At 59.8% G+C, this 22,877-nt stretch carries 10 protein-coding genes and 1 pseudogene; 3 read left to right on the forward strand and 8 right to left on the reverse strand.

Features of this window, described 5'->3' with window-relative positions; translation table 11 throughout:
• Nucleotides 1-687 precede the first annotated feature (687 nt).
• Both C7K55_RS06150 and C7K55_RS06155 read left to right on the forward strand, forming a co-directional pair.
• Complete coding sequence (locus tag C7K55_RS06150) at nt 688-15,354, forward strand: DUF4347 domain-containing protein (protein WP_106502525.1); 14,667 nt, start codon at nt 688-690, stop codon at nt 15,352-15,354.
• A 34-nt stretch (nt 15,355-15,388) separates the two neighbouring features.
• Entirely contained in the window at nt 15,389-16,195 is an 807-nt protein-coding gene (locus C7K55_RS06155) for a peptidyl-prolyl cis-trans isomerase (RefSeq protein ID WP_106502526.1), read from the forward strand.
• Between the two features lie 347 nt (nt 16,196-16,542).
• On the opposite strand, the pseudogene C7K55_RS06160 reads toward C7K55_RS06155, so the two are convergent.
• Nucleotides 16,543-16,749 (reverse strand): annotated as a pseudogene (locus C7K55_RS06160) (cupin domain-containing protein).
• A gap of 133 nt (nt 16,750-16,882) precedes the next feature.
• Here C7K55_RS06160 and C7K55_RS06165 point away from each other — a divergent pair.
• Nucleotides 16,883-18,205, forward strand: coding sequence for a hemolysin family protein (locus C7K55_RS06165; RefSeq protein ID WP_241518218.1), 1,323 nt, complete (start codon nt 16,883-16,885; stop codon nt 18,203-18,205).
• Between the two features lie 6 nt (nt 18,206-18,211).
• Here the strand turns inward: C7K55_RS06165 and C7K55_RS06170 are convergent, their stop codons facing one another.
• The 7 genes from C7K55_RS06170 to C7K55_RS06195 form a co-directional block, all read right to left on the reverse strand.
• Nucleotides 18,212-18,592: a LexA family protein gene (locus C7K55_RS06170; protein ID WP_106502529.1), complete on the reverse strand. Its 381-nt coding sequence runs from the start codon at nt 18,590-18,592 to the stop codon at nt 18,212-18,214.
• Between the two features lie 92 nt (nt 18,593-18,684).
• Nucleotides 18,685-19,047 (reverse strand): AbrB family transcriptional regulator, encoded by a 363-nt coding sequence (locus C7K55_RS06175; RefSeq protein ID WP_106502579.1) that lies wholly within the window; start codon nt 19,045-19,047, stop codon nt 18,685-18,687.
• A gap of 136 nt (nt 19,048-19,183) precedes the next feature.
• Nucleotides 19,184-19,381: an excalibur calcium-binding domain-containing protein gene (locus C7K55_RS14195; protein WP_338152865.1), complete on the reverse strand. Its 198-nt coding sequence runs from the start codon at nt 19,379-19,381 to the stop codon at nt 19,184-19,186.
• Entirely contained in the window at nt 19,294-19,800 is a 507-nt protein-coding gene (locus C7K55_RS06180) for a thermonuclease family protein (RefSeq protein ID WP_241518219.1), read from the reverse strand. The genes C7K55_RS14195 and C7K55_RS06180 overlap by 88 nt, the downstream gene beginning before the upstream one ends.
• A 182-nt stretch (nt 19,801-19,982) precedes the next feature.
• On the reverse strand, nt 19,983-20,891 hold the full coding sequence (locus tag C7K55_RS06190) for a cation diffusion facilitator family transporter (RefSeq protein ID WP_106502532.1): 909 nt from the start codon (nt 20,889-20,891) through the stop codon (nt 19,983-19,985).
• A gap of 117 nt (nt 20,892-21,008) precedes the next feature.
• Nucleotides 21,009-21,152 carry a hypothetical protein gene (locus C7K55_RS13565; RefSeq protein ID WP_161956127.1) on the reverse strand — a complete coding sequence of 48 codons (144 nt, stop codon included), beginning with the start codon at nt 21,150-21,152 and terminating at the stop codon, nt 21,009-21,011.
• Between the two features lie 155 nt (nt 21,153-21,307).
• Nucleotides 21,308-22,405, reverse strand: coding sequence for a class I SAM-dependent methyltransferase (locus C7K55_RS06195; RefSeq protein ID WP_241518220.1), 1,098 nt, complete (start codon nt 22,403-22,405; stop codon nt 21,308-21,310).
• Between the last annotated feature and the right edge of the window lie 472 nt (nt 22,406-22,877).

The raw sequence follows: 22,877 nt of genomic DNA on the forward strand, positions 1-22,877 counted from the left end.
CAACAGGAGCTTTTCGTCCACCACCCGTTGCCAAGTACATCGGTCTGCCAATGCAAAGAATAGATATTCAACGCTCTGCTCATCTGGTGCCATAAACACAAGGGTGTTTTAGTGCTGGCGCGGACTGTTTGCCTTGGTTGGTAGACAGGTACCGGCCCTCTGCAGGGCTGCACTGAAGTCCACTCCCCGCCTGTCGGTGTACTGAGCAGCAATCAGCACAAGCCTGGTAGCTGGCTCATCTGGTATTCCACTCCTGTCGATCTGTGCAGCGTGGACCCCAGCAAAGTCACCACGATTTCATGCCTCTTTGGCAATCTGCCGGTTCAGTTCCGCTAGCAGCTCATTGTTTTGACGTAAGTACCTCGCGCGGTAGTCCTCCGCTGGGCGGTTGAGGTTAGAGCTGGTGTCAATCCAGTAAAGATCCCCGTCCTGCTGGATGTACCGGCCTCGATGCCGGGCGAGAAGGGTCCAGCAGAACGAGAATTACTTGCCGGCTGCAGCAACCTGGAGGCCTTTCACCTCGTATCCCACGGCAGCGAGGGGCGGATATGACTCGACGATCCAGCTATGGGGCAGCTCGCTCACGAACGACGACGATCTGCTGCTCTACTGCTGTAATTCAGGGGCATGCTCGTACGGCCAGGAGTTCATTGGCAAAGCTGCCATTAGCGGTTTTTTCCTGGACCCATGGACCTCTCAACCCAGTACAACCCCACGACTACCGGCTGGGGCGTCACCAATACTTGGGTCGAGGAGCTCTACCCCTCGGGGACAGGCATCCCCGGCTGTGATGTTCCCCTCCTCGGTTCGGATGATCAGAGTCAGTGGCTTGGGGATTTCAATGTCGAGGGGCTCCTCGGAACCCTTGACCCACCTGGAGAGGGGAGCGAGATCATCTCCCTGGCCACCAGCTGGACAAGCAGCTGGGAGAGCCGACCATGGGCCGAGGCCGGAGCACCTGCACTTGATCTGATCACGGGCGTTGCTAGCTCCGCCCCCCAGCCACCCGTGGTGCGGGAACTGCTGATCCTGGATGCCGGGGTCGACGCTCTGGAAGAACTGAGGGCCGGGGTCAAGGCCGGCGTGGCGGTGGCGGTGCTCGATGGCGCGCGCGACGGGGTCGAGCAGATCAACGAATTGCTGGCCGGCTACAGCACCCTGGATGCCCTCCATATCGTTTCCCACGGCAGCGAGGGGTCGCTCCAGCTGGGCTCCACACAACTCAATTCCGCCAACCTGGCCCGCTACGCCACCGATCTGCAGCAGTGGGGCACGGCTCTGGCCAGCGGTGGCGACCTCATGGTCTACGGCTGTGACCTTGCGGCTGGCCCCGCTGGCCAGTCCTTCCTCCAGCAGCTGAGCGCTCTTACCGGCGCCGATGTGGCCGCCTCGGACGATCCCACTGGCTCGGCGTTGCTGGGTGGTGATTGGGACCTGGAGCGCACAACGGGTGCGATCGAATCGGGGCTGGCCTTCAGCGATTCCCTGCTGGCGACCTACCAATCTGTGCTGGCCGAGACCTTGAGCCCACAGGTGGAGGCCGGGATCGCTTCCGGGCTGAATACCCTGGAGCAATTCGCCAACAGCATCAGTCAACTCGAGGCGCTGACGACAGATTTACCGATTGTGGGTAAATCGATCAGCTCGGTTCTCAATCTCGGCCAACGGCTCAATGACGAGCTGCTGCAACCGATCAAGACCTATCTGGCCGCGTACGATCCAGCGGATTCGGCGGCCCTGGTCGCCGGCCTGAACGCTCTCCTCCCTGATCCGATCCAACTGATCGACGAATCCACCGCCGGAGTCGTGCGGATCAGGGTTCAAGGCCTGAGTTTCTCGGCAACCAAGGAGGATATTCAAGCAAGTCTGGGAGCAGAAGCAGAGACCCTGGGACTTGATCTGGGCGCTGGAGGCCTACTCGACTTCACCCCGACCATCGCCATGGGCGGGACTGATGGGTTTGTGATCGGCTTCGACCTGGACCCCACCAAGGCACCGGGAGAGGCCTTCTTCGTTGACTTCACGGGAGCCTCTCTGAACGTGAGCGTGGAGACGCCGTTCGCCAACAAAACTCCCGGCGAAACCTTCGACTTCGACGTCGAGCTTGGAATGCTCGGCGGGGTGAAGGTCGTTGACGGGAGCTTTGATCTCAACGCCAACATCGCCTTCTCCTTCGCGGACCCCACTCTCACGGCGAACGACATTCTCGGTAGCGCCATCTCCAGTCTCGTCACCGTCACGCCGACCGCAAGCTTCAACGCCACATTGAATGTTTCTGCAAGCCTTGGCGGCGAAAGTGTTGGTTCAGGTCAAATAGGTGTGGCGCTTACAGGTGATGCCTTCAGCGAGTACGACATCGACGTCACCGTCAGTAACCAGTCTCTGAAGAATTTCTCCAACATCACCCCTGGTGATGTTGTCAGTGCCTTGAGCGAGCTGGGCAACAATCTGCAGGCGCTGGCCTCCTCCTTCAATCTTCCGGGAGGCATCCCCTTCGTCGAAGATCAGATTGCTGACATCCTCGATTTTGCCGCCCAGCTCCAGGATCTGACCAAGCAATTGTTTGATCTGGGCCTCCAGGGCGGCACGGAATTTCTGGCGAGCGCCCTGAGCTCGAACGCCACCTTCCAGGTTGTCGTTGATGGAGTGGCGTCCGGGCTCATCACCGTGTACGCGGGCACATCACTGGCCGGTCTGGTTGCTGCTGTGCAAGCCCAATTGCCTGCCGGACTGGAAGCCAGTCTCGACAACGGTCGTCTGGCTATCCGCACGACAGGCGATGGCATCGAGAGCCTGAAATTCTCGAACGTCAACGCTGTGGCCCAGGCGGCCTTCGGCTTTGCTGACAGCCAGAGCGCCCTTCCCTTCTACGACTTCGTCACCTTCCAGGATCTCGAAGCTCTGATCAATCCCTACCTGCCGGCTGGTTTCTCGATCACCTACGACCCGCTTCTTAAGACCATTGGCTTTGACCTTGAACTCTTCGGCCAGACCCAGGCTGATGTTGAGCTGAACTTCACGAAGGACATCGATCTGGGCGGTCTGGCGACCCTCTCCCTCGCTGGCGGCGGCACGGCCTCGGTTGATGCGGCTGCAAGGCTCAAGCTGGCGGCGGCCTTCGACCTGACGCCCCTGAGCCTCAGCACCAAGATCACCGACCTTAACGGCGGCCTCGGGATTCGCACCAACACAGGTGTCAGCCCTGATCTCAACTTCCAGTTCGCCAACGGCACCACAGGCGCGGTGGATCTCGATGTTCCGGATGTTCTGGCACCTACGGCCACCGTGGCTGATCTGATCGCCGCACTCACCAGCCAGACGGCAGGCAGGTTGGCCGTCGAGATCAACTTCACCCAGGACGGGCTGATCCTCAGGGACACGACCCACACCCCCTCCACGACCAACACCTTCAAGGTGGCCTTCGCACCGGGTTCCGCCGCCGCCCTCGACCTTGGTTTCGGCATCGGCGTGGCGGATGTCGATGACAACGGGCGCCTCGACGGCAGCACGATCATCTCGCGCCTGTTCTTAAAGCCCTACGACAGCGGCACCGGGGCAGGCTCGAGCATTGCCGCCGGCTTTGAGTTGAGCGCCACCGACCTGCACCTCGGTGCATCCCTTGGCATTCTGGAAGTGGGCGTCACGGGTGGAACCTCCGCTCCGATCCAGCTGGCCATCCGCGGCGCCCTGCTCGACCCCGATGGCAGTGGAAGCATCTATCTGCCGGAATTGAGCGTTGATCCGGCTGCCTCCCTAGCACTGGGATTCGGTACCTACGCAGGCGGAGCGAACCTGAGCGGTGCCTTCACCCCGCTGGCCGTCGGCGACGAACTGGGTTCCTTCGATCTGGGCCTGTCCTTTGATTGCGCCGACACCTACGGCATCGATCTGGGAGGAGAGCTGGCCGCCATCTCCGTGAAGCTGAAGGTTGAGAGCATCTCCAGCCTTGTCCCCTTGATCGTTCCCGACGTTGACATCGATGCGGGATCCCTGCCCAACTTCTCAGCCATCCTCGAGAGCTTCGAGAACCTTTCGATCCCCCAACTGCTGGCCCTGGTCGCCGACATTGTCGAGAAGTTCAAGGACCTGCCACTGATCAGCACCCAGTTGCCGTTGCTTGATCAATCGATCGGCGATCTGGTCTCCTTCATCAGCGACAAGATCGACACGATCGTGGGTGACTTCAGCACGATGCAGGACGACCTGAGCGCCCTGCTGGAAGCCACGATCAACGGCCTGCAGGCGGGAGGCAGCGTCAATGGCCAACCCCTCGGAGCTGCTCTGGTGGCCCTTGGCAGCGAGCGCCAGGAACTGCTTTTCCACGCCCTCGAGCACCTCGATGGCGCCATTCAGGCCGTGCCCGCGGATCTGAATCTCCTCTTCGATGGAGGCTCCCCAAAAATACTCGCCCTGGCCGCAGCCTTCCGCTCCCTGAGGGAGGTGGTTCAGGTGATCGACGACGAGGTGCCTGCTGCCCAGGCCGTGGTCGATTACTTCTCGGTACCCGTCACGTCTGGAGTGCCGGCCCTGGCAAGCCGCTCCTTCTTCCGTCAGGTTTCAGATCTCCTGCCCTCCGGTGATCGGATCGTGCAGGTGCTGATGAAGGCCTTGGGGCTGGAGCTGCTCGATCTCTCCGATCCAGCCAATGCCGCCATCCTCACCGCCATCAGCGAGGCCCAGGCTGCGGCCGATTTGCTGATCACCAATGTTCCATCTTTGCCCAGCGGAGATCTGGGTCCCCTCAGTGTCCCCCGGGATGCAGCTCAGGACGACCTCGACTCGGCCTTGGCAGCCCTCGGCAGCGTCTCGGTGCGGCTAGGGGCAGCCATCACGGATCAGAACGTGTTCGCGGCCCTGCGGGCCGTGAGTGATCTGGCGGACGCCATCAGCGGGATTCAGAGCGCCCTCAAGATGCTGGTCAACGCCGCAGACCCGATCTTCGACATAGCGATCTCGGAACTGAAAACGTTCCTCAGCGATGTGATCAGCGGCGTGCGCAGCAAGGTGTTCGAAGCCTTCCCCCTGGGGGCCCTCACCTTCTCGCTGCCCGAAGGAGGCAAGGCCCTGCAGATCGACCTCCATGTGGCCCGGAGCATTACCGAGGATGTGGTGGTCGAAGTAGATCTTGACACTGGGCTGCCTGATTTTGTTCCCCTCAATTTCAATGGGGCGATTGCGGGACAGATCAATCTGCTGGCCGACTTCCGCTTCGGCTTTGGCATCGATCTCGACGACAGCTCGCTCAACTATCTGGATCCCTATCTGGCCGCAGATTCGGAGGTGGCCCTGTCGGCCAGCCTCGATCTGGCAATCACGGCTGATGCCACGATTGGTGGCCTGACCCTTGGGATCACCGACGGTTTCATCAAGCTCAACAACACGATTGATCTGGGGGCTGATAACGCCGTCGGCGGCGCGGACGTCGATGCGGACACCTATGGCGATCCAGTGGGCACCGGGGCGATTCTGGCCCTAGGTCTTAACGATCCGACCCCGGGCGATGGCAGGGTCTACTTCCCAGAGATCGCCGCCGCGATCGACCCCAGGCTGGAGGCCGCTCTGCTGGTCTACCTGCCGGTAGACGTGAACGGAACCACCTTTGACATCTTTGCCCAGGCAACCCTCAACAATTTCACCGACTTCGACTTCACGATCTCTGACCTACCCCAGGGGCTCATTGATGAGATTGTCAACGGTCTGACCGAACTCAATCTCGCCAACATCTTGGCCGGGCTCAAGACTCTGCTGGGGGCCCTTGAGAGCGGGCTCAAGAGTGATCTGATCTCTCAGATTCCAGGGATCGGCGATGACCTCTCCAGCGTTGGTGATGTGCTGGGGGATGTGAATGGCTTCATCACGGAGTTTGAAACCTGGATCAACAACACCTTGGGTGTGGTCGGCCTGACAGCAGATAACGTCTTGGCCCTTCTGAAGAAGTTCCTCTTCGACACCCTCGGACCTGGAGCCACAACAGGGACTCCTGAGGATCTACTGCCCTCGTTCACACCCCTGAACATCCTTTTCCTCAATGCCGCCACCGACGGGGTGAATACCTCTGTCTTGGATTGGGAAGACATCCCCCTCACCTTCACGGGCGCGGGCAACCTGCTGAATGACGCCGACGCAGGCTTTGATTTCGACCTGGAGATCGGTTTCAACAAAACCATCGAGGTCCCCCTGGATTTCGGTTTCGAGGGCATGGGCCTGGAGCTGGACTCCGATGCCCTTCTCAATCTGAGCATCACTCCCTCCCTTGGTCTGGCCTTTGGCCTGACCCGCAGCCAGGGCTTCTACGTCGACCTCGATCGCACCGGCGGCGAGTTGCTGGTAGACGCTTACCTCGATGAAAGCAGCAGCCTGGATCTGAAACTCTGGTTCCTGGATCTATCCGCCACGGTAGCGCCTGTGGAGGACATGAATCACGACGGTGATGCCGATGACACCCTCGATGAAGTCGCCGACAGGATCGATTACAACCGTGATGGCGTAATCGACAACATTAGCGTCGCCGAATTGGGCGACTCCGATAGCAATGGAGAGATCACCGGCGGCGTAGGCATCTTTGGTGCTGCGGCGCTCAGCTTTGGGACCGGCAAGCTCACCTTCAACGATCTGGAGAATTTCGCTCCCAACTTCGATTTTACAGCCAAAGCCGATCTCGATCTTTTCTTCGAAGCGGCCCTGGCCGGACAGCAGGCCCTGCCCGATCTGGAAGCCTTGCTGGATATCGACTGGAACTTCAGTCTCGACAACCCCAGCAATCCTGCCAATTTACCTGAGGTGAGATTTGCCAACGTTCGCCTCGATCTGGGTGACTTCTTCCGCGACAATGTTGCTCCTGTCATCGCAGTTTTTGAAGACTATCTCCAACCGCTTCAGGCCATCTTTGATGTGGTAAATGCTGAGATTCCAGTGATCTCAGAACTGGCCGAACTGCTTGGCCAGGATCCAGTTACCTTCCTGGATCTGGTTGGGCTGCTGGGTTCAGGCTTCGATGATGTCGCCAAGTATATTGAAACGCTCGATAATATTGTTGATATCATCACAACGATCACAGGCATTGCCAGCGGCCTCGGATCTGGCTACATCGAATTTGGCGATCTTTCCCTGCCTGATGTTGACGTCACCAAGGCGAGCTCCCGCTCCGCGATCAAATCATTTGATAATCCTACCGCCCTAAGTGCAGACGCCGCCGCCATTCTCAGCCAGCTTGGTGGCGTCACGGAAGGCATCACTGCCCTGAAAGCCGGAAAGACCAGCACCTCATCAACGGGTGTAACCAATGGCCAGTTCTTCTTTCCGATCATCGATCAGCCCTTCGGCACCCTGGCTGGCCTGCTGCTGGGCCAGACCCGCGACCTTGTGGTGTGGGATCTGCCCGATTTCGTGGCTGAGTTCAATTACAAGCAGCTCTTTGGCCCCATTCTTCCTCCCGTTCCCCTCTTTGTTTCCATCTTTGGCAACTTTGAGTTCGCCACCGACTTCGCCATCGGCTTCGATACCCGCGGTATTCAGAAGAGCTTCGCAGATTTCTACCAAGGCTTCTACTTGCGCGACTGGGCCGATGACGACAACAATGGAATTCTTGATGATGGCGAAACCACCGAAGCCCGTGAGCTGGGCCTGGATCTTGAATTCGGAGCCGGAGCCGAGCTGAATGTGGTCGTGGCTTCAGCGGGCGTAGAAGGTGGTATCAGCGCCTCGATCACCGCCGATTGGCATGACGTGAACGAAGACGGCAAGTTTTACATCGACGAACTGGGCCAACGGCTGGAGCAGGGAATCGAATGCATCTTTGAACTCTCCGGCAAGCTCGAGGCATTCCTGCGGGCCTTCGTGAAGCTGGGGTTTGATACCCCTTTCGGCTTCGTCACCCTCTTCGAGGAAAGCCTGGATCTGCTGAATGTGACCCTGCTGGACTTCTCCGTCAGCTGCCCGCCGCTGCCGATCCCCCAGCCCGGTCGTTGGGAAGATCCCTTAACTCAAGCCACGATCATCCTGAACATCGGACCCGAAGCCGGCCAGCGCCAACCGGGCGCCACGGACATCGCCGAAACGGTGGAAGTGTTCGGTGAACGTCTCACAGATGACGATCCCGATACAGATCTTCGCGCCCTTGATGCGGGCATCATTGACAGCGATGGCGATGGGGACATCGACAGTGATGATGTGGGCGCCTGGGTGGCCGGTGGCAACACCCTTGATGTGCTGATCGATCTCAACAGTGACAACAAGATCGACACCGACGAAGCTCGTTTGCTGGAAGATTTCAACCGCAACGGCACGATCTGCACTACAGAGGAAGACAAACGCTCTGTACTGCTGATCGGCTTCGGCCAGTGGCAACTCTTCCTCGATAACGCCACCTTGATCCGCGGCGATGGTGGAGCAGAAGACGATCAGATTCTCTTTGACCACTCCGTCTGGGTTGCGGGGGATCTGAGTGGCGGGGCTGGCAAAGACAACATCGTGGGTGGACAGGGCAACGATCTGATTGAAGGTGGTGACGAGGAAGACATCCTCATCGGTGGTTTTGGGAATGACACCATCCGTGGCGACGCTGGTGATGACCAGATCTTTGGCAATGCCGGCATCGATGATCTCTCTGGCGGAGAGGGGAATGACAATCTCTTTGGGGATAATGGCGATAACATTCAGCCCTTTGTTCTTGACCTCCAGGGTGACCCTGTGGCACCCGAGACTCTCGTTCTCCTGAGCAGCCTTGGCGACACGCTCCGCGGCGGCGGCGGCGAAGACAACCTCTTCGGTGAATGGGGTAATGACAAGCTCTATGGCGAGAGCGGCCCCGATCAGCTCTCCGGCGGCCAGGGCGACGACGAGCTGTATGGCGGCAACGATCCCGATCTGCTGGAGGGCAACGAAGGCAGTGACAAGATCTACGGCGAAGCGGGCAATGATCTGCTCTTTGGTGAAGCCGATAGTTTCGCCACAAACCTCGATGGCGACGACCTGCTTGATGGCGGCACGGAGAATGACACCCTCCGGGATGATTACGGCAACGACACCGCCATCGGCGGCTTCGGTGACGACTTCATCGTCACGGGCATCGGCAATGATGTGATCTTCGGTGACGTTGATCCCCGCGTCGCTGGATCGGCACCGGCTGGATACAGCGGTATGGATACGATCTATGCCGATAGGGATGGCCTTCCGATAACGGATGATGGCTTTGGCCTGGGGAATGGCAATGATTACGTCGAAGGCGGCGCGAATGCTGACACGATCTTTTCCGGAGCAGGCAATGATCGGGTGATCGGTGGCTCCTCACCGTTCAGTGCAGAACCCCTCTTCACCGGCCTGGATGGAGCTGATCTCATCTATGCCCAGGATGGCGATGACATCATTGCCGGTGATAACGCCAAGATCGGCACGGCCGGTGACGCGAGCTCCGCCGCCACCGTTCAAACCTATGCCGAAGGGGGCGCCGGTATCGACATCATCTATGGCGGTAGTGGTAAGGACTGGATCTTCGGTGGTGGTGCCGGCGACAAGCTCTACGGAGATGAAGCAGGTGGAGCAGACGACGACATCGTGGTGGGGGATCAGGGCAGCCTCTCTGCCACCAAGCTCGAAGCCCTGCATAGCGCAATCGTTGGCTCCGGTGGCGCCGATCAGATCTACGGTTATGGCGGCGACGACATCCTCCTTGGTGGTGATGACTCCGACTTGCTCGTCGGCAACCTGGGCAACGACCTGCTGGTGGGGGACAACGGCACCGTCACGCTCGCCTTGGGCGTGGTCAACCGCGTGGAGACCCGCGATCCATCATTTGGCGGTGATGATCAGATCTATGGAGATGCCGGCAGTGACATCGCATTTGGTGGAATCGGTGATGATTTCATCTATGGCGGCGGTGACAACAACAGCGATGGAGGAGATATTCTCTTCGGCGACCACGGCGTGGCCGCCTTCCTCGACAATTCCGCCGACGAAAACGACCTCTTCTCAACTGATCCAACCTATGGAGGAGAAGATTTCATCCTGGGTGGCTTTGGCGATGACATCATCGTGGGAGGCTCCGGTGGCGACGACAACACCCCAACCGGTGGCGATCTCCTCTACGGCAATTCTGGCAATGATGTGATCGCTGGAGACAATGTCCGCATCGATCGCACTGACAATTCAGCGTTGCCATCGATCCAGAAGATCTACAGCCTGTTCACATCCACAGGCGGCGACGATCGGATCTGGGGCGGCACGGGCTCAGATGTCGCCATCGGCGGCTTCGGCAATGACGAGGGCCATGGTGAAGATGGGTCCGACATCCTGTTGGGTGATAACGGTGAAGTGATCTTCAATGATGCTTCCGCTCCAGATCCCGCCTCCCTCGACATCATCCGCTCCACCGCACTGGACGACGGTGGCATCGACATCCTGACCGGTGATGAGGGAAATGATGTGATCATCGGCGGTTCCAAAGGGGACACCCTCTATGGCGATGACGCCACGGCCAGCCACGGGGTTGCCGATGGAGATGATGTGCTGCTGGGCGACAACGCCGAGATCTTCCTGGCCGGCACCAGTGGCCGACTTCTGGTTCAGGTGGTGGGCATGGCCGCACCCTCGGCCATTGATCGCATCGCCAGCACCGACATCATTGAAACCACGGGTGGCGCCGACACGATTGAGGGCAACGCCGGCAATGATCTGATCATCGGTGGCGTCAACAACGGCGACATGGACAAGCTCTACGGCGACGCCGATACCGCCAAGCCCAATCTCGATGGCATCGATGTGATACTTGGGGACAGCGGTTTGGTGGAGTTTGGCCTGGAAGGCACGCCCAATCGCAACAGCCTCGATCGCGTCCGCTCCCACACCGACGAGACCCCAGACGGGCTAGGTGGCGCCGACCTGATCTCCGGCAATGCCGGAGCTGATCTGGCCATGGGCGGCACGGGCGGCGACGCGATCTATGGCGATGACGACATCGCCGCCGCCGCCGATCAGGACGGCTCTGACACCCTCCTCGGGGACAACGGTGTGATCGATCTGGCGGCCATGTCCGCAGGCGCTTCCGCCAGCGGTGATGAACTGCGTCTCTGGGGTGGCTCGGTTGCCCTCATCCGCACCACCGATTCCCTTGCCGCCACCGGCGGCCAAGACACGATCGAGGGCAACGCGGCGGGTGATCGGATCGCAGGCGGTGTCGATCGAGACAGCCTCTATGGCGACGCCATCACCATCGGCAGCTTCGATGGCAACGACACGATCCTGGGGGACAACGGATCCTGGCAATGGCTCTCCGATGGAGATCTGGCGAAGGTGCCGGAAGCAGGCCTTGCCAATCCAGGCCTGGTGGCAGGCTTCAGCAGCGTGAATACCAACATCACCACCCTGGATCTGGTGACGACGGAAGGGCCTGCCATCGGCGATCGCGACACGATCGAAGGGGATGCCGGCAGCGACTGGCTGTTCGGCGGCACCGGCGCTGATCTCATCTACGGGGATGACACCGATGGATCAGGACCTGCCACCAACAACGACCTGATCTTCGGGGATCACGGGCGGATCTATCCCCAGTTCAGCGTTCTGCCGGCCTTCCCATCCCGCAACTTCTTCTCCATCGACACTGGTGACACAGCAGGCGGCGAAGGAGATCAGCTGTTCGGCGAGGAGGGAAGCGACATCCTGCTGGGCCAGCAGGGCGACGACCGCATCTTCGGAGGCTCGGGTGACGACGACATGATCGGCGGTCACAACGTCTCCGGCGGCTTTGATGAATTGACGTCTCCACAGATCACGGCCGAACTGAATCCTCCTGTCAACGATCTGATGGATGGCGGCAGCGGCAACGATGCCATGGCTGGAGACAACGCCACGATCTGGCGCCGTGGCGACGACCTCAGCCCACGCTTCCGGGCTCTAAACAACGCGGCTGGTCCGATCTACAACACCTCTGGTGATGGCGCCAGCGTGACTCCCACGATCACCACCAACGTGGGCACTAGCTACCAGAGCGATCCCAACGACGTTGTGGGTCGGGACATCCGCCTGCTCGATCATTCCGATGCGGTGGAACTCAATCCCCTGGGCCGCTTCGGCGCCGATGTGATCGCCGGTGGTGCTGACAAAGACCTGATGTTCGGCCAGCTCGGCAACGACCTGATCGCGGGCGATGGCTTCATCGGAGCCGATGATCTCGACGCCAATTCCATCACCCACACCCTCACGGTCACCGATTCCGTGGTCGTGGGGAATACAGATCAGACCCTCTACCTCAATATCCCCGAACTAGCCAGCGACGGTGACGACTACATCGAGGGCAATGGCGGCAGTGACCTGATCTACGGAGGCCTCGGTCAGGACGACATCATCGGCGGCAGCTCGTCCCTGTTCGGACTAGACGCCGAACAACTACGCCCCGATGGCGCCGACATCATCTTCGGCGGTGCCGGCAACCCTGTGCGTCTGACCCGCAACGACTTCGTGGGCAGCACGGATACCGACACCGGCACGGCCGTGGGAACGGGCGCCCTGCCCACCGGGGATGATCCCCGCATTGCTCTGGAGGATCGCCACTCCCGCGACTCCGACTTCATCTTGGGCGACAACGGCAACATCTTCCGCCTAGTGAAGGGCGGTGCCAGTGGGACCAATCCCACCGACGCGAAGGACACCTTCCTGAGCTTCAACTACGACCTGAACTCCAGCTTCGAGAACCGCGGCACCAATCGCATCGTGGTGCGGGCGATGCAGCAGTTGGATTACACCCTCGGAGGAGCCGACCGCCAGGGTGGTTCCTACGCGAACGGTGCCGCCAACGCCGACAACGGTGCCGGTGACCTGATCCACGGCGAATCGGGCGACGACTTCATCTACGGCATGACTGGCAGTGATGTGCTGTTCGGTGAATCCGACGATGACGACCTGATCGGCGGCTACGGCAACGACTGGATCTCAGGCGGCACGGGCCAGGATGGTGTGCTCGGCGATGACGGCCTGCTATTCACCAGCCGCAACAACAGCACGGTTGGTGAGGGCCTCTATGGCATCGCAGCCTTGCTGACCACGGATCCCAACACCAAGTACTCCAATGGCAACGTGCTAAACGAGGTGATCTCCACACCGGGCACGATCCAGCTCGCCACTATCAACGTGGGCGGACAGCTCAAGAAGACGGCCGAACTCACACCGTTCAGCTTCGATCCCTACTGGGCCGCCACCGACGACGAGTTCCCCGACAACGAGATCAACACCCCCTTCGCCGATGACATCATCTTCGGCGGCCTCGACAGCGACTTCCTGCATGGCGGATCCGGTGACGATGCCATCTCCGGCGCCGAAGCACTGGAGCATGCCTACGTGCCCCTCTACAACCTGGATGGCACGCTGCAGGGGACTCTTCAGGATCTCGGCTACAACGCTTTCACGCTGACTCTGAACCCAGGCGCCAGCGTGACCAATCCCAATCCCGGTGATGTGCTCTCCTTCTTTAGGGAGGATGCCGATGGTCGTCACCTCAACAATCGCTTCCGTGCCGGCGAATTCGACCTCTACGACGAGTACGACCCACTGCGCAAGGTTCTGCTGGATGGCCAGGGCAACCTTCGGAAGTCTGCTGCCCAGGGCACTGCCTACGAGTTCCTGCTCAACTTCGACTCCACAGAAGGCCTCTTCCGCGCCGGCGGCACCGTGCCCAAGGCCACTGGCCAGCAGACCGAGTCCTATCTAGCCGTCAACGACGACGGCAATGACGCGATCTTCGGCGATCTCGGCAACGACTGGCTGGTGGGCGGCACGGGCCGCGACAACCTCTACGGCGGCTGGGGTAACGATCTCCTCAACGTCGATGACAACCAGAGCACCAATGGCAACCGCAATGACACCCCCGATACCCATCCCACTTATGAGGATCGGGCCTACGGCGGCGCTGGACGTGATCTGTTGATCGCCAACACCGGTGGTGATCGGCTGATCGACTGGGTGGGTGAATACAACTCCTACCTCGTTCCCTTCGCCCCCTTCGGCATGGCCACCGTGAGCCGGACCCTGCAACCCACCCTGCCGGAGTTCCTCTACGCTCTATCGGCTGGCGACGGTGCCGATCCCAGCCGCTATCGCGATGCGGTGGGCCCCACCCCGCCCACACCCACCAACAACGACCCCAACCCCTCCCGGAACGGAGAGCCGTTCGGTGAACTGGGCCTGGTACTGCAGAAAGACTTCGCCTGGCGGGATCAGACTGGCGCCCCCGCCGACCCCCAGGCCGGCAACATCCCCGGTGGCAAGCGCGATGTGCTCCGCAGTGCGGACTTCAACGACGGAACGGCCCAGGGGATGTTCGTTGATGCTGGAACCTGGACGGTCAGCGGTGGCAGTTATCAAGTGGCCCCCGCATCAGCCGGAGCGGATGCCCTCAGTGTCTACAACCCAGACGTTTACATTCCGAGCTACTTCGAGGTGCTGGCCACCATCAATGCGGTCAAGCCCACCGGCGGCACCAACGCCAACGGCTACTTGATCTTCGATTACTACAGCTCTACCGACTTCAAGTTCGCCGGGATCAATGTCTCCACCAACAAACTGGAGATCGGACGGCGCACCGCCAGCGGCTGGATTGTCGACAAGCAGGCCGCCTTCACCAGTTCCCTGAAGTCGGGAATCGACTACAACCTTTTCCTGGCCGTTAACGGCTCCGTGGTGACCCTCACGGTCAACAATGCCACCACTCTCAGTTTCACCTTCGCCGCCCGCATCGATGCCAGCGGCACCCAGCACCGCATCAACGAGGGGATGCTGGGTCTTGGTGCCCGCAACGCCAAGTCCAGCATCGACAATCTGCGGCTCCAGCGCATCGCGCCGACCTTCAGTTACGACAAGGCTCTCGACTTCAGTACTGCCCCGCCAGCCGACCAATTCCAGGCACCGCTGCAGGGCAACCTCAGCACCCAGACCGGCCGCTACGTGGTGACGTCAGGCAGCACCCCCACCATGGATCTGGTGAACATGGAGGTGGCCTCCAGCTCCACGCTACAGCTCACCTCCAAGCTGAGCACAACCGGCCAAGGCGGTTTCGTGTTCGACTACTACAGCGCAACGGATTACAAGTTTGTGACCATTGATGCCAAGACCGGCAAACTGCTGATCGGACACGTCACAAACAGCGGGACCGTGATCGATGCCACGATCAACAGCGCCCTGATCAAGTCGGGCACCGACCTCTCCCTTGGAGTCACGCTGCAGGGCAGCACGATCGCGGTGTCCCTGAACGGACAGCAGCTTCTGAGCAGGTCCTACAACGCCCTCCTCACCGATGGCGAATTCGGCCTGTTCTCCATCAACGGCGCGACCTCCTTCGACATCTTCCAGATCCAAACAACATCCAGCTGATCGCCCGAGCACTTAACTTCCCCCCCCAACGCCCATGACCGCCACCGCAGTGAACGCAACATCCACTACCGGGAATCCGGATGTTCAGATTCTCATCGATGGCAAGGCGATTCCCTGGCAGGAAGTCTTCGGTCAGCTTCAGTTGTTCGGAAAGCTGCGCCCCTTCATTCAGGACATCGCCTCCCAGCGGATCCTGATGCAGGAAGTGGCTGCCCGAAACGACCTCGAAGTCGATCCTGTAGAACTAGACCAGCGCATCCTCGAGTTCCGAGAGAAAAAAAATCTCTCAGAAGAGGAAGCTTTGCGGGTCTGGCTGCAACAGGAGCAGATCGATTACCAGGGCTTCAGGAGCCGGTTGTATTTCGGTCTGAAAGTCAGCAAGCTGAAGCAATTGATTGCCGAACCGGATGTGCAGCGCGAGTTCGAAACTCGCTCCGACAGCTTTGAACGGGTGGAGCTCTCCTACCTCGTCAGCCCCAGCTTCGAGACGGCCCAGAACCTCGGGCAGCAGCTGCATTCAGGAACCACAAGCTTCGAGGCCCTGGCAGCACAGGTCACTTTGAACGGCGAGTACAAGGTGAAGGCCCCAGCTGCGCCTGTTCGCCGCAGCTGGCTTCCCAAAGAGCTGCAGGAGGTGCTGCAGTCGGCGTCTCCCCTCGAACTCCACGGCCCTCTGGCAGTCGGGGAGCAATGGATGGTGTTCCGGCTGGAGCGCATGATTCCTGCCAACCTGGATGAACGGCTGAAACGCCAACTCACCGACGAGCTGTTCAATCGCTGGCTTAGGGGGAAGCTCAGCGGGCTTCACATCCGCTTGAGCGAAAACAGCGAGAGCGACTGATCAGGCGCCCAGCCCCTCCAGCCGCCCCTTGAGCGCCTCAAGGTCCACTAGCTTCTAGATCGGCAGCAGCACCTGCAGCTCGCCGCTCACCGCCGTGAGGGTGCGGGCGCTGGAGCGTTGGGCCGCGGTCTCCTGAGCGAGCACCTTCACGCTCTCGGCCCTTGTGCGGGCGGCGATGTCGGCGCTGGCCGCACAAGGGCCGCAGCCAGTTCAGTCCGGCCGATGTTGAACACCACCGGCGCTTGCTAGCTCGGCTTGGGCCCCGCCACGAGCCTCAAGGTTGAGCACCACCCGGATTGCCTCAATCATTTGCGCTTGCGAGGCAGGGGCCACTCTGCCGCGTCCTCTCAACCAAAGCGGTAGTGCTTGCGCACTGGGGCATGCACCTCCCAGGTGCAGCTCAGCCCGGCATCAAACACCACCAGATCACCGGCCTCGAATCGCACCGGCCCCCCACCATCGGGGGTGACGGTGACATTCCCCTCCAGCAGCAGGCAGGTTTCCTGTTCGTCGTAGGTCTAGGTGGGCCAGCTGGTCACACCCAGGCTCTGCAGCTTCGCTGGATCCGGATTGGAGGTGACCGTGATGCCGTTGGGCCTCAAGGCCTGGCTTGGGGTGGTGTTGCATCGCTGGCATCCAAGCTGGAAACGGTCTTAATTTGGGGAATCTTCCGGACCGATCCCCTTCTTGGCGCAGGACATCCTGATCATCCTGCTGTTGATCGTGGCCAACGGTCTGTTCTCCGGCGCTGAAATCGCAATCATTTCGGCACGCCGTTATAGGCTGGAACAACTCTCCGAGAAGGGAGACCGCTCAGCCCGGGTGGCGCTGAGACTGGCCGAGTCTCCGAATCAGTTCCTGTCCACGGTTCAGATCGGCATCACCCTGATCGGCATCCTCACCGGTGCGGTCGGTGGTGCCACCGTTACTCGCCAGCTCGATTCCCTGCTGGATCGCCTGCCTGTGCTGGCGCCCTACAGCGAAGGGCTGAGCTTTGCGCTGGTGGTGGCCGTGATCACCTACCTATCGGTTGTAATCGGCGAGCTGGTGCCCAAGCGCCTGGCCCTGGCCAATCCAGAGCGTCTGGCCTGCGCCGTGGCACCCAGCATGCGCTGGCTGTCACGGGTTAGCGGTCCGGTTGTTCATCTGCTCAGCAATTCGACCGAAGCTTTGATGAAGCTGCTGGGGGTTTCCACCACCAGCGAACCTGACATCACCGAGGACGAGATCAAGGCGATGATTCGTCAGGGTGCTGATTCGGGCGTCTTCGAAGAGGTCGAGCACGACATGGTTCAGCGCGTGCTGCGCCTTGGTGATCGCACCATCAAGACGTTGATGACCCCTCGCACTGACATCTGCTGGCTGAATGTCGAGGAGTCGCTGGAAACGAGCCTGCAGGAAATCCTCGAGAGCACCCATTCCCGTTTTCCGGTGGCCAGGGGCACCCTCGATGACTGCTTGGGGGTGGTGCGGGTCCGCAACCTGTTGTCAGCAAAGATCACCGGCCAGTCGATCAACCTCGAACAACTGATGCAGCCGCCACTGTTCATGGCCGAAAGCACCCGGGCTCTATCGGTCCTCGAGCAATTCAAGCGCACTGGTATTCACATCGCCCTGGTCACCGATGAGTTCGGCGGGATCGAGGGTCTTGTCACTCTCAATGACCTAATGGAGGGCATCGTTGGCGACCTGCCCTTGGTTGAAGATAAAGACGGACCCATGGTGGTGACCCGCGAAGACGGATCGTTGCTTGTCGACGGCGGCCTGGATCTCGACGCTTTTGCTGAGCTGATCGACCAGGACATCTTCCGCATTGATCAGAAGGGCCGCTATCACACCCTGGCCGGGTTTGTGATGCATGTGCTCGAGCGCATCCCCCGCGAAGCCGATCACTTCGAGTGGCAGGGCTACCGCTTCGAGGTGGTGGATATGGATGGCAAGCGGGTCGACAAGCTGCTGGTCTCGCCCATCAACAGGGATACCGGCAGGGTGATTTCCCCTTCTCCATAGGGCTGCTCACCCCAGGTGATGCACCGCATGCACCACCACGCCAAATAGCCCTGAGCGATCAAAGACCTCCAGGTCCAAAGGAATTGCTGCCTCTCCTGGCCGCACCGGCTCAAGTAACCACTGCTCCCCCTGGCGCAGCAGCGGCCGCAGCAGGAAGCTGCCCTGGTGGGCAACGACGACGACATGGCCGGAGCAGGGTTCCACACTGCGGTCGATCACCACCAGGTCGCCGTCGTTGATCCCGTGCTGGCGCATGCCATTGCCGCTGGCCCGCATGTAGAAGGTGCAGACCGGGTTGGGAATCAGGGCGGCCTGGAGATCCAAGCCCTCACCCAACGAGCCCGGGCAGAAGGGCACAGGCTCGCCAATGGGCAGGTCGGCCAACATCAAGCGAGCGGCAGCAGTACGGCCGTTCTACTCCTGGTGAGGTGAGCTGGCCCGCGGCAGCGCCATCCGCATCGAGGCAGCGGAGGCGCTGCTCACTCCTCTTCTGTGCTGCCCAAAGGGATGAGCTTGATCTGCTTACGACCCAGCTTGATCTCGAACTCATCGCCTGGCTTGAGGTCGAGCAGGGCGGTGTAGGCCTTGCCCACCATGAGATTGCCGTTGAACTGGATCTTGGTCACGAAGCTGAGGCTGCGGCCACCCTTGCCACGGCCGGCGGTATCGGCACCAAGGTTTACCCCCTTAGCGCTGAGTAGGGCCTCATAGAAGGCGGTGAAGTTGAGGCGCTCGCCGCCGTCTTTCTTGGTGCTCACATAGCCGCACTCACGCACGAGATCTGACTTGGAGACATCGCCCAGCTCCTTGACCTTGGCGAGCAGTTCTGAACCGGTAATCATTTGATACTTGCGTGGTACCCAGAACATAACAAACCCACATGCTGTGTCAATTCACTAAATCAATAGCCAAGCTTTTGCTTCTACTGGTTTCAGTGGCAACCATCAGCGCAGCTTCGCGATATTGCAAAGGTGATTGTCAGCGCAGGGATTCGCAGGCTTCTCCATCGCCATTGCCATCGAGATAGCTGTGCCCCTGGCGCCGCCGCTCCTGGGCTTTGGCATAGGAGCGCTGATCTCGCTGCAGCGCTAGCGGCGTCCGCGGCGGAAGTCCCAGGGTCGGGTGATGCCGCCCTCCACTTGCCAGACCCCATATCGGCGCCGGCTGGCACGGTATTCGGCGTCCAGATACTCCTGGGCGTTACACCCACTGAGGTACTGGCGGTAGGCGAAGGCCTGGCCGTCTTCCACCATCGCCAGGTTGATGTTGATCTCTGAGATCACCTCCGCCACCGAGCGGCCATAGCGATCGGTGGTTTTGACCTCGAGCCCGATCTCCCGTCCGACAGGGAGCCGCTGCTGCAGGTAGCTGCGGGCCTGCTGGCCATACGTGCCTTGTGCCGTTTCCGGGGCGTCAATGCAGGCCAGCCTCACTGTCAGGGCTTTGCCGGCCTGGCGGACGCGGATGGTGTCGCCATCGCCAATGGAGAGCACCATGGCCGTAACGCCCTGACCAGCAACACCAGCCGGCCAGGCAAGAGCCGTCAACGCCGCCACAACCAGCAATACCTTGCTTGCCATCGCTGGAGTTTGCACGGGCAGCCTTTCCCTGGGGCTTATGCATGGCCGCTGCGCTTCAACTACCGCTTCGCGGGCCTGCAGCCACCGGCTGGAATTGGGGCCATGCCTGGCTTCCTGATCGCTCTGGTGGCGGTGCTCACCGGCATGACGATCTACGTGCTCAGCGGTCTGTTCTTCAGAGCTTTGCTTGCGGTGCCTTAGCCCTGCTCCCAGCGGAAGCCTTGATCTTCCCAGGCTTTCGGATCTTCGATCGGCTCGAGATGAGTGAACACATGGGTGCGGGTTAAGGCTGATGCCACCTTTTGCTCCAGCTGCTCACAGAGGTCGTGGCCTGCTTGCACGCTCCATCGACCAGGCACGAGCACGTGGAACGACACGAAGCGACGGGAACCAGCCACGCGGGTGCGCAGCGCATGGAATTGGATCTCGTCTGTTTCACAGCTGGCCAGCAGATCTTCGAGAACCTGTTGCTCTGGATCGGACAGGGAGCGATCCAGCAGGCCGGAGGCGGTTTCGTGAAACAGCTTCCAGCCAGTGACGACGATGTTCAGCGCCACGGCGATCGCAATCAGGGGGTCGAGAATCGTCAGGCCGGTGAGCTTCACCAGGCCGATGCCCAGAACCACACCGAGGGAGGTCCAGACGTCGGTGAGCAGATGGTGGGCATCGGCGCGCAGGGTGATCGAATCAAAGCGGCGCGAGGCTTTCAACAGCACCCAGGCCACCAGACCATTCAGCGCGGTTGCCAGCAGGGAAATGACCAGGCCGATGCCCAGCTGCTCGAGCGGTTGGGGCTGATGCAAGCGGCCGATGGCTGTGTGCATGATGGCGAGGGCTGCCACCACGATCAGCACACTTTCCAGGCCGCTGGAGAAGTATTCGGCCTTGAAGTGGCCGTAGGGGTGACTGCGATCGGCAGGTTTCGCCGCGAGGGTGAGCGCCCAGATCGCGCCAAGGGCTGCGACCAGGTTCACGCCCGACTCCATGGCATCGGAGAGCAGGCCCACCGACCCGGTCAGGCGCCAGGCCAGCGTTTTCAGCACGATCGTCGCGACCGCTGCTGCCGTGGACAGCAGCATGTAGGCGCGAGGCGAGGCGAAGACCATGGGCGCGGGAAGTGCTCTATCAGCTAAGCCAGTGTTGGTGATGGCGGACCAGAGTGCTTGTCGTGGCGGCGACGGAAGGCGGATTCCGATTTGATCAGCCTTTGCCCTATTCGAGCGCTAACTGGCCAAGGCAATAAGGAAGGCCACCTCCGGCGCCCAGCCCCGCTGACGCACCAGGTCGCCAATCCAGCCCTGGCAGTGGCTGGTGAGCAGCGGAATGCAGTTTTCGCCGGCGTCGAGACGAAACCACTGGCAGGTCATGCAGACCTGGCTGCTGCGACTGAATAGCAATACCTCACAATCGAGTCAGGGCTGAGGCTGGCAGTTATTGCTGAGCCCTGCCCTTCATCCCATGGTGGCTGAGGTCCACTTGGGACCATCTGGGCTGACACTCCTTGATGAACTAGATCCGCTGATCAACAGGCAGTTTTTTCTATGACCACGCGATGAAGATCGGCCTCATTCTGCTTAAAGAAGAGCCAGGCAAACGGTAAGAATGTCATGTAACGGTTGTAAACCTCTAGACCTACCAAAGCCAGAGCTTTGTCCTGATTTGCTACCAAACGGTCATACCAAGCCCTCAGCGTTGGCTTGTAATCGTGGATGGAATCATGAGTGATCCTGAATCCTGCAGCCTCAGCAGCCTCGATATGGATGCGATGCATCGATAACATGCTACCAGGGAAAAATAACTCAAGAACTGCAACAGATATCGGACAGGGATCAGATCTATAGGAGAAGAACTGGTGCACAGCCAGTCCTCCCGGCGCAAGCGCATCATAGGTTTTCTGATATAGATTTGCTAGCTCAGCCGGCCTCACATGCTCTAGCGAGCCAATGGAATAGATACGATCATATGGCGCGCCTTCAAATGGCTCAGTGATGAAATCAGAAAGTGAAACACTCAAGCCCCGTTGTTGCTGATCAAAAGTTAGTTGCTCCTGCGACAACGTAAGGCCAATCAATTCGCCGCTGTGCCCTGTTTCTCGAAGATATCTGAGCATCGATCCCCAGCCGCAGCCAAGATCCAGAACTTTTTCATCCCCAGATAACCTCAAGAGCCCGCGGATAAACCCTGCCTTGTGGACTTGTGCTTCTTCCAGTGTTTCTTGTTTATTCCAAAAATCGGCAGCCGTATAGAACCTATATTTCTTATCCAGGAATAACGCATAGAACTCATTGGATACATCGTAATGGGCCTCGATGCCACTGGCGTGATCCTGCTCTAGCATCGCATCCAAATAGGCTTTTCGCTTCCACCTAGGTGGATAGGCCCTCATTATTCCTTCTAGCCACTGTGGCTTGGGATCAGTCCAATATTTCCAGTTCTCGAGCGGAACTAGTGGCTTAGGTGAATGTATTCGATGATTTGCAAGTGCGTAGAGTGGGCCATGGCTTATCAGCTCTGATGTAAATCTTTGCAGCCTTCCGGTTTCAGCAATTGGGCTACTAATGCGATGCTCTATATCAAATGAGGGGTAAATCTGCGCCTGCCCAGTCATGCGTATTGCCATTCATTGCATAATTAACGTAGCAATTTGATCGGGACTATCGGATTTTGCCGCACATCTGCCTCCTATTCGCTGAATCCGCCGCAATAGTGGAGCGCCTACCTGCAGAGGCGGATGCACCGTCGCCTCTAACTCCTGGCGGTTCAATGCCTGTTCATCCCTTCACAACAAACCCAGGCCACTTATTCAGTTGACATCTTCTTGTCCACATTGCAAGTTCAGTGATCCGGCGAGTGGGGATCAGTTCTTTTCAGCCGCGCCAAGTGGGCAACCGGTCACAGATAAGTGTGCCACGGTTCCGCCTAAGGGCTTTCGGCGTGACAACAACAACCCGCTCAGCGGCGAGGCTGGGCAAAGTTAACGTACCAGGCTATATCTACTTATCAAGTATGGCGAGACCAATGCAGTAAATACGGTGACGTGCCCCCATTTGCTTCTCCAGTGCTTATGAGAGTTGGCAGGTGACCAGCGGAAT

Source organism: Cyanobium usitatum str. Tous, from assembly GCF_003011885.1.
Lineage (GTDB): Bacteria > Cyanobacteriota > Cyanobacteriia > PCC-6307 > Cyanobiaceae > Cyanobium_A > Cyanobium_A usitatum.

Coding starts and splice junctions, on each gene's coding strand:
- C7K55_RS06150 (WP_106502525.1), top strand. CDS start 688: ATGGACCTCTCAACCCAGTACAACCCCACGACTACCGGCTGGGGCGTC.
- C7K55_RS06155 (WP_106502526.1), top strand. CDS start 15,389: ATGACCGCCACCGCAGTGAACGCAACATCCACTACCGGGAATCCGGAT.
- C7K55_RS06170 (WP_106502529.1), bottom strand. CDS start 18,592: ATGTTGGCCGACCTGCCCATTGGCGAGCCTGTGCCCTTCTGCCCGGGC.
- C7K55_RS06175 (WP_106502579.1), bottom strand. CDS start 19,047: ATGATTACCGGTTCAGAACTGCTCGCCAAGGTCAAGGAGCTGGGCGAT.
- C7K55_RS06190 (WP_106502532.1), bottom strand. CDS start 20,891: ATGGTCTTCGCCTCGCCTCGCGCCTACATGCTGCTGTCCACGGCAGCA.
- C7K55_RS13565 (WP_161956127.1), bottom strand. CDS start 21,152: ATGACCTGCCAGTGGTTTCGTCTCGACGCCGGCGAAAACTGCATTCCG.
- C7K55_RS06195 (WP_241518220.1), bottom strand. CDS start 22,405: ATGGCAATACGCATGACTGGGCAGGCGCAGATTTACCCCTCATTTGAT.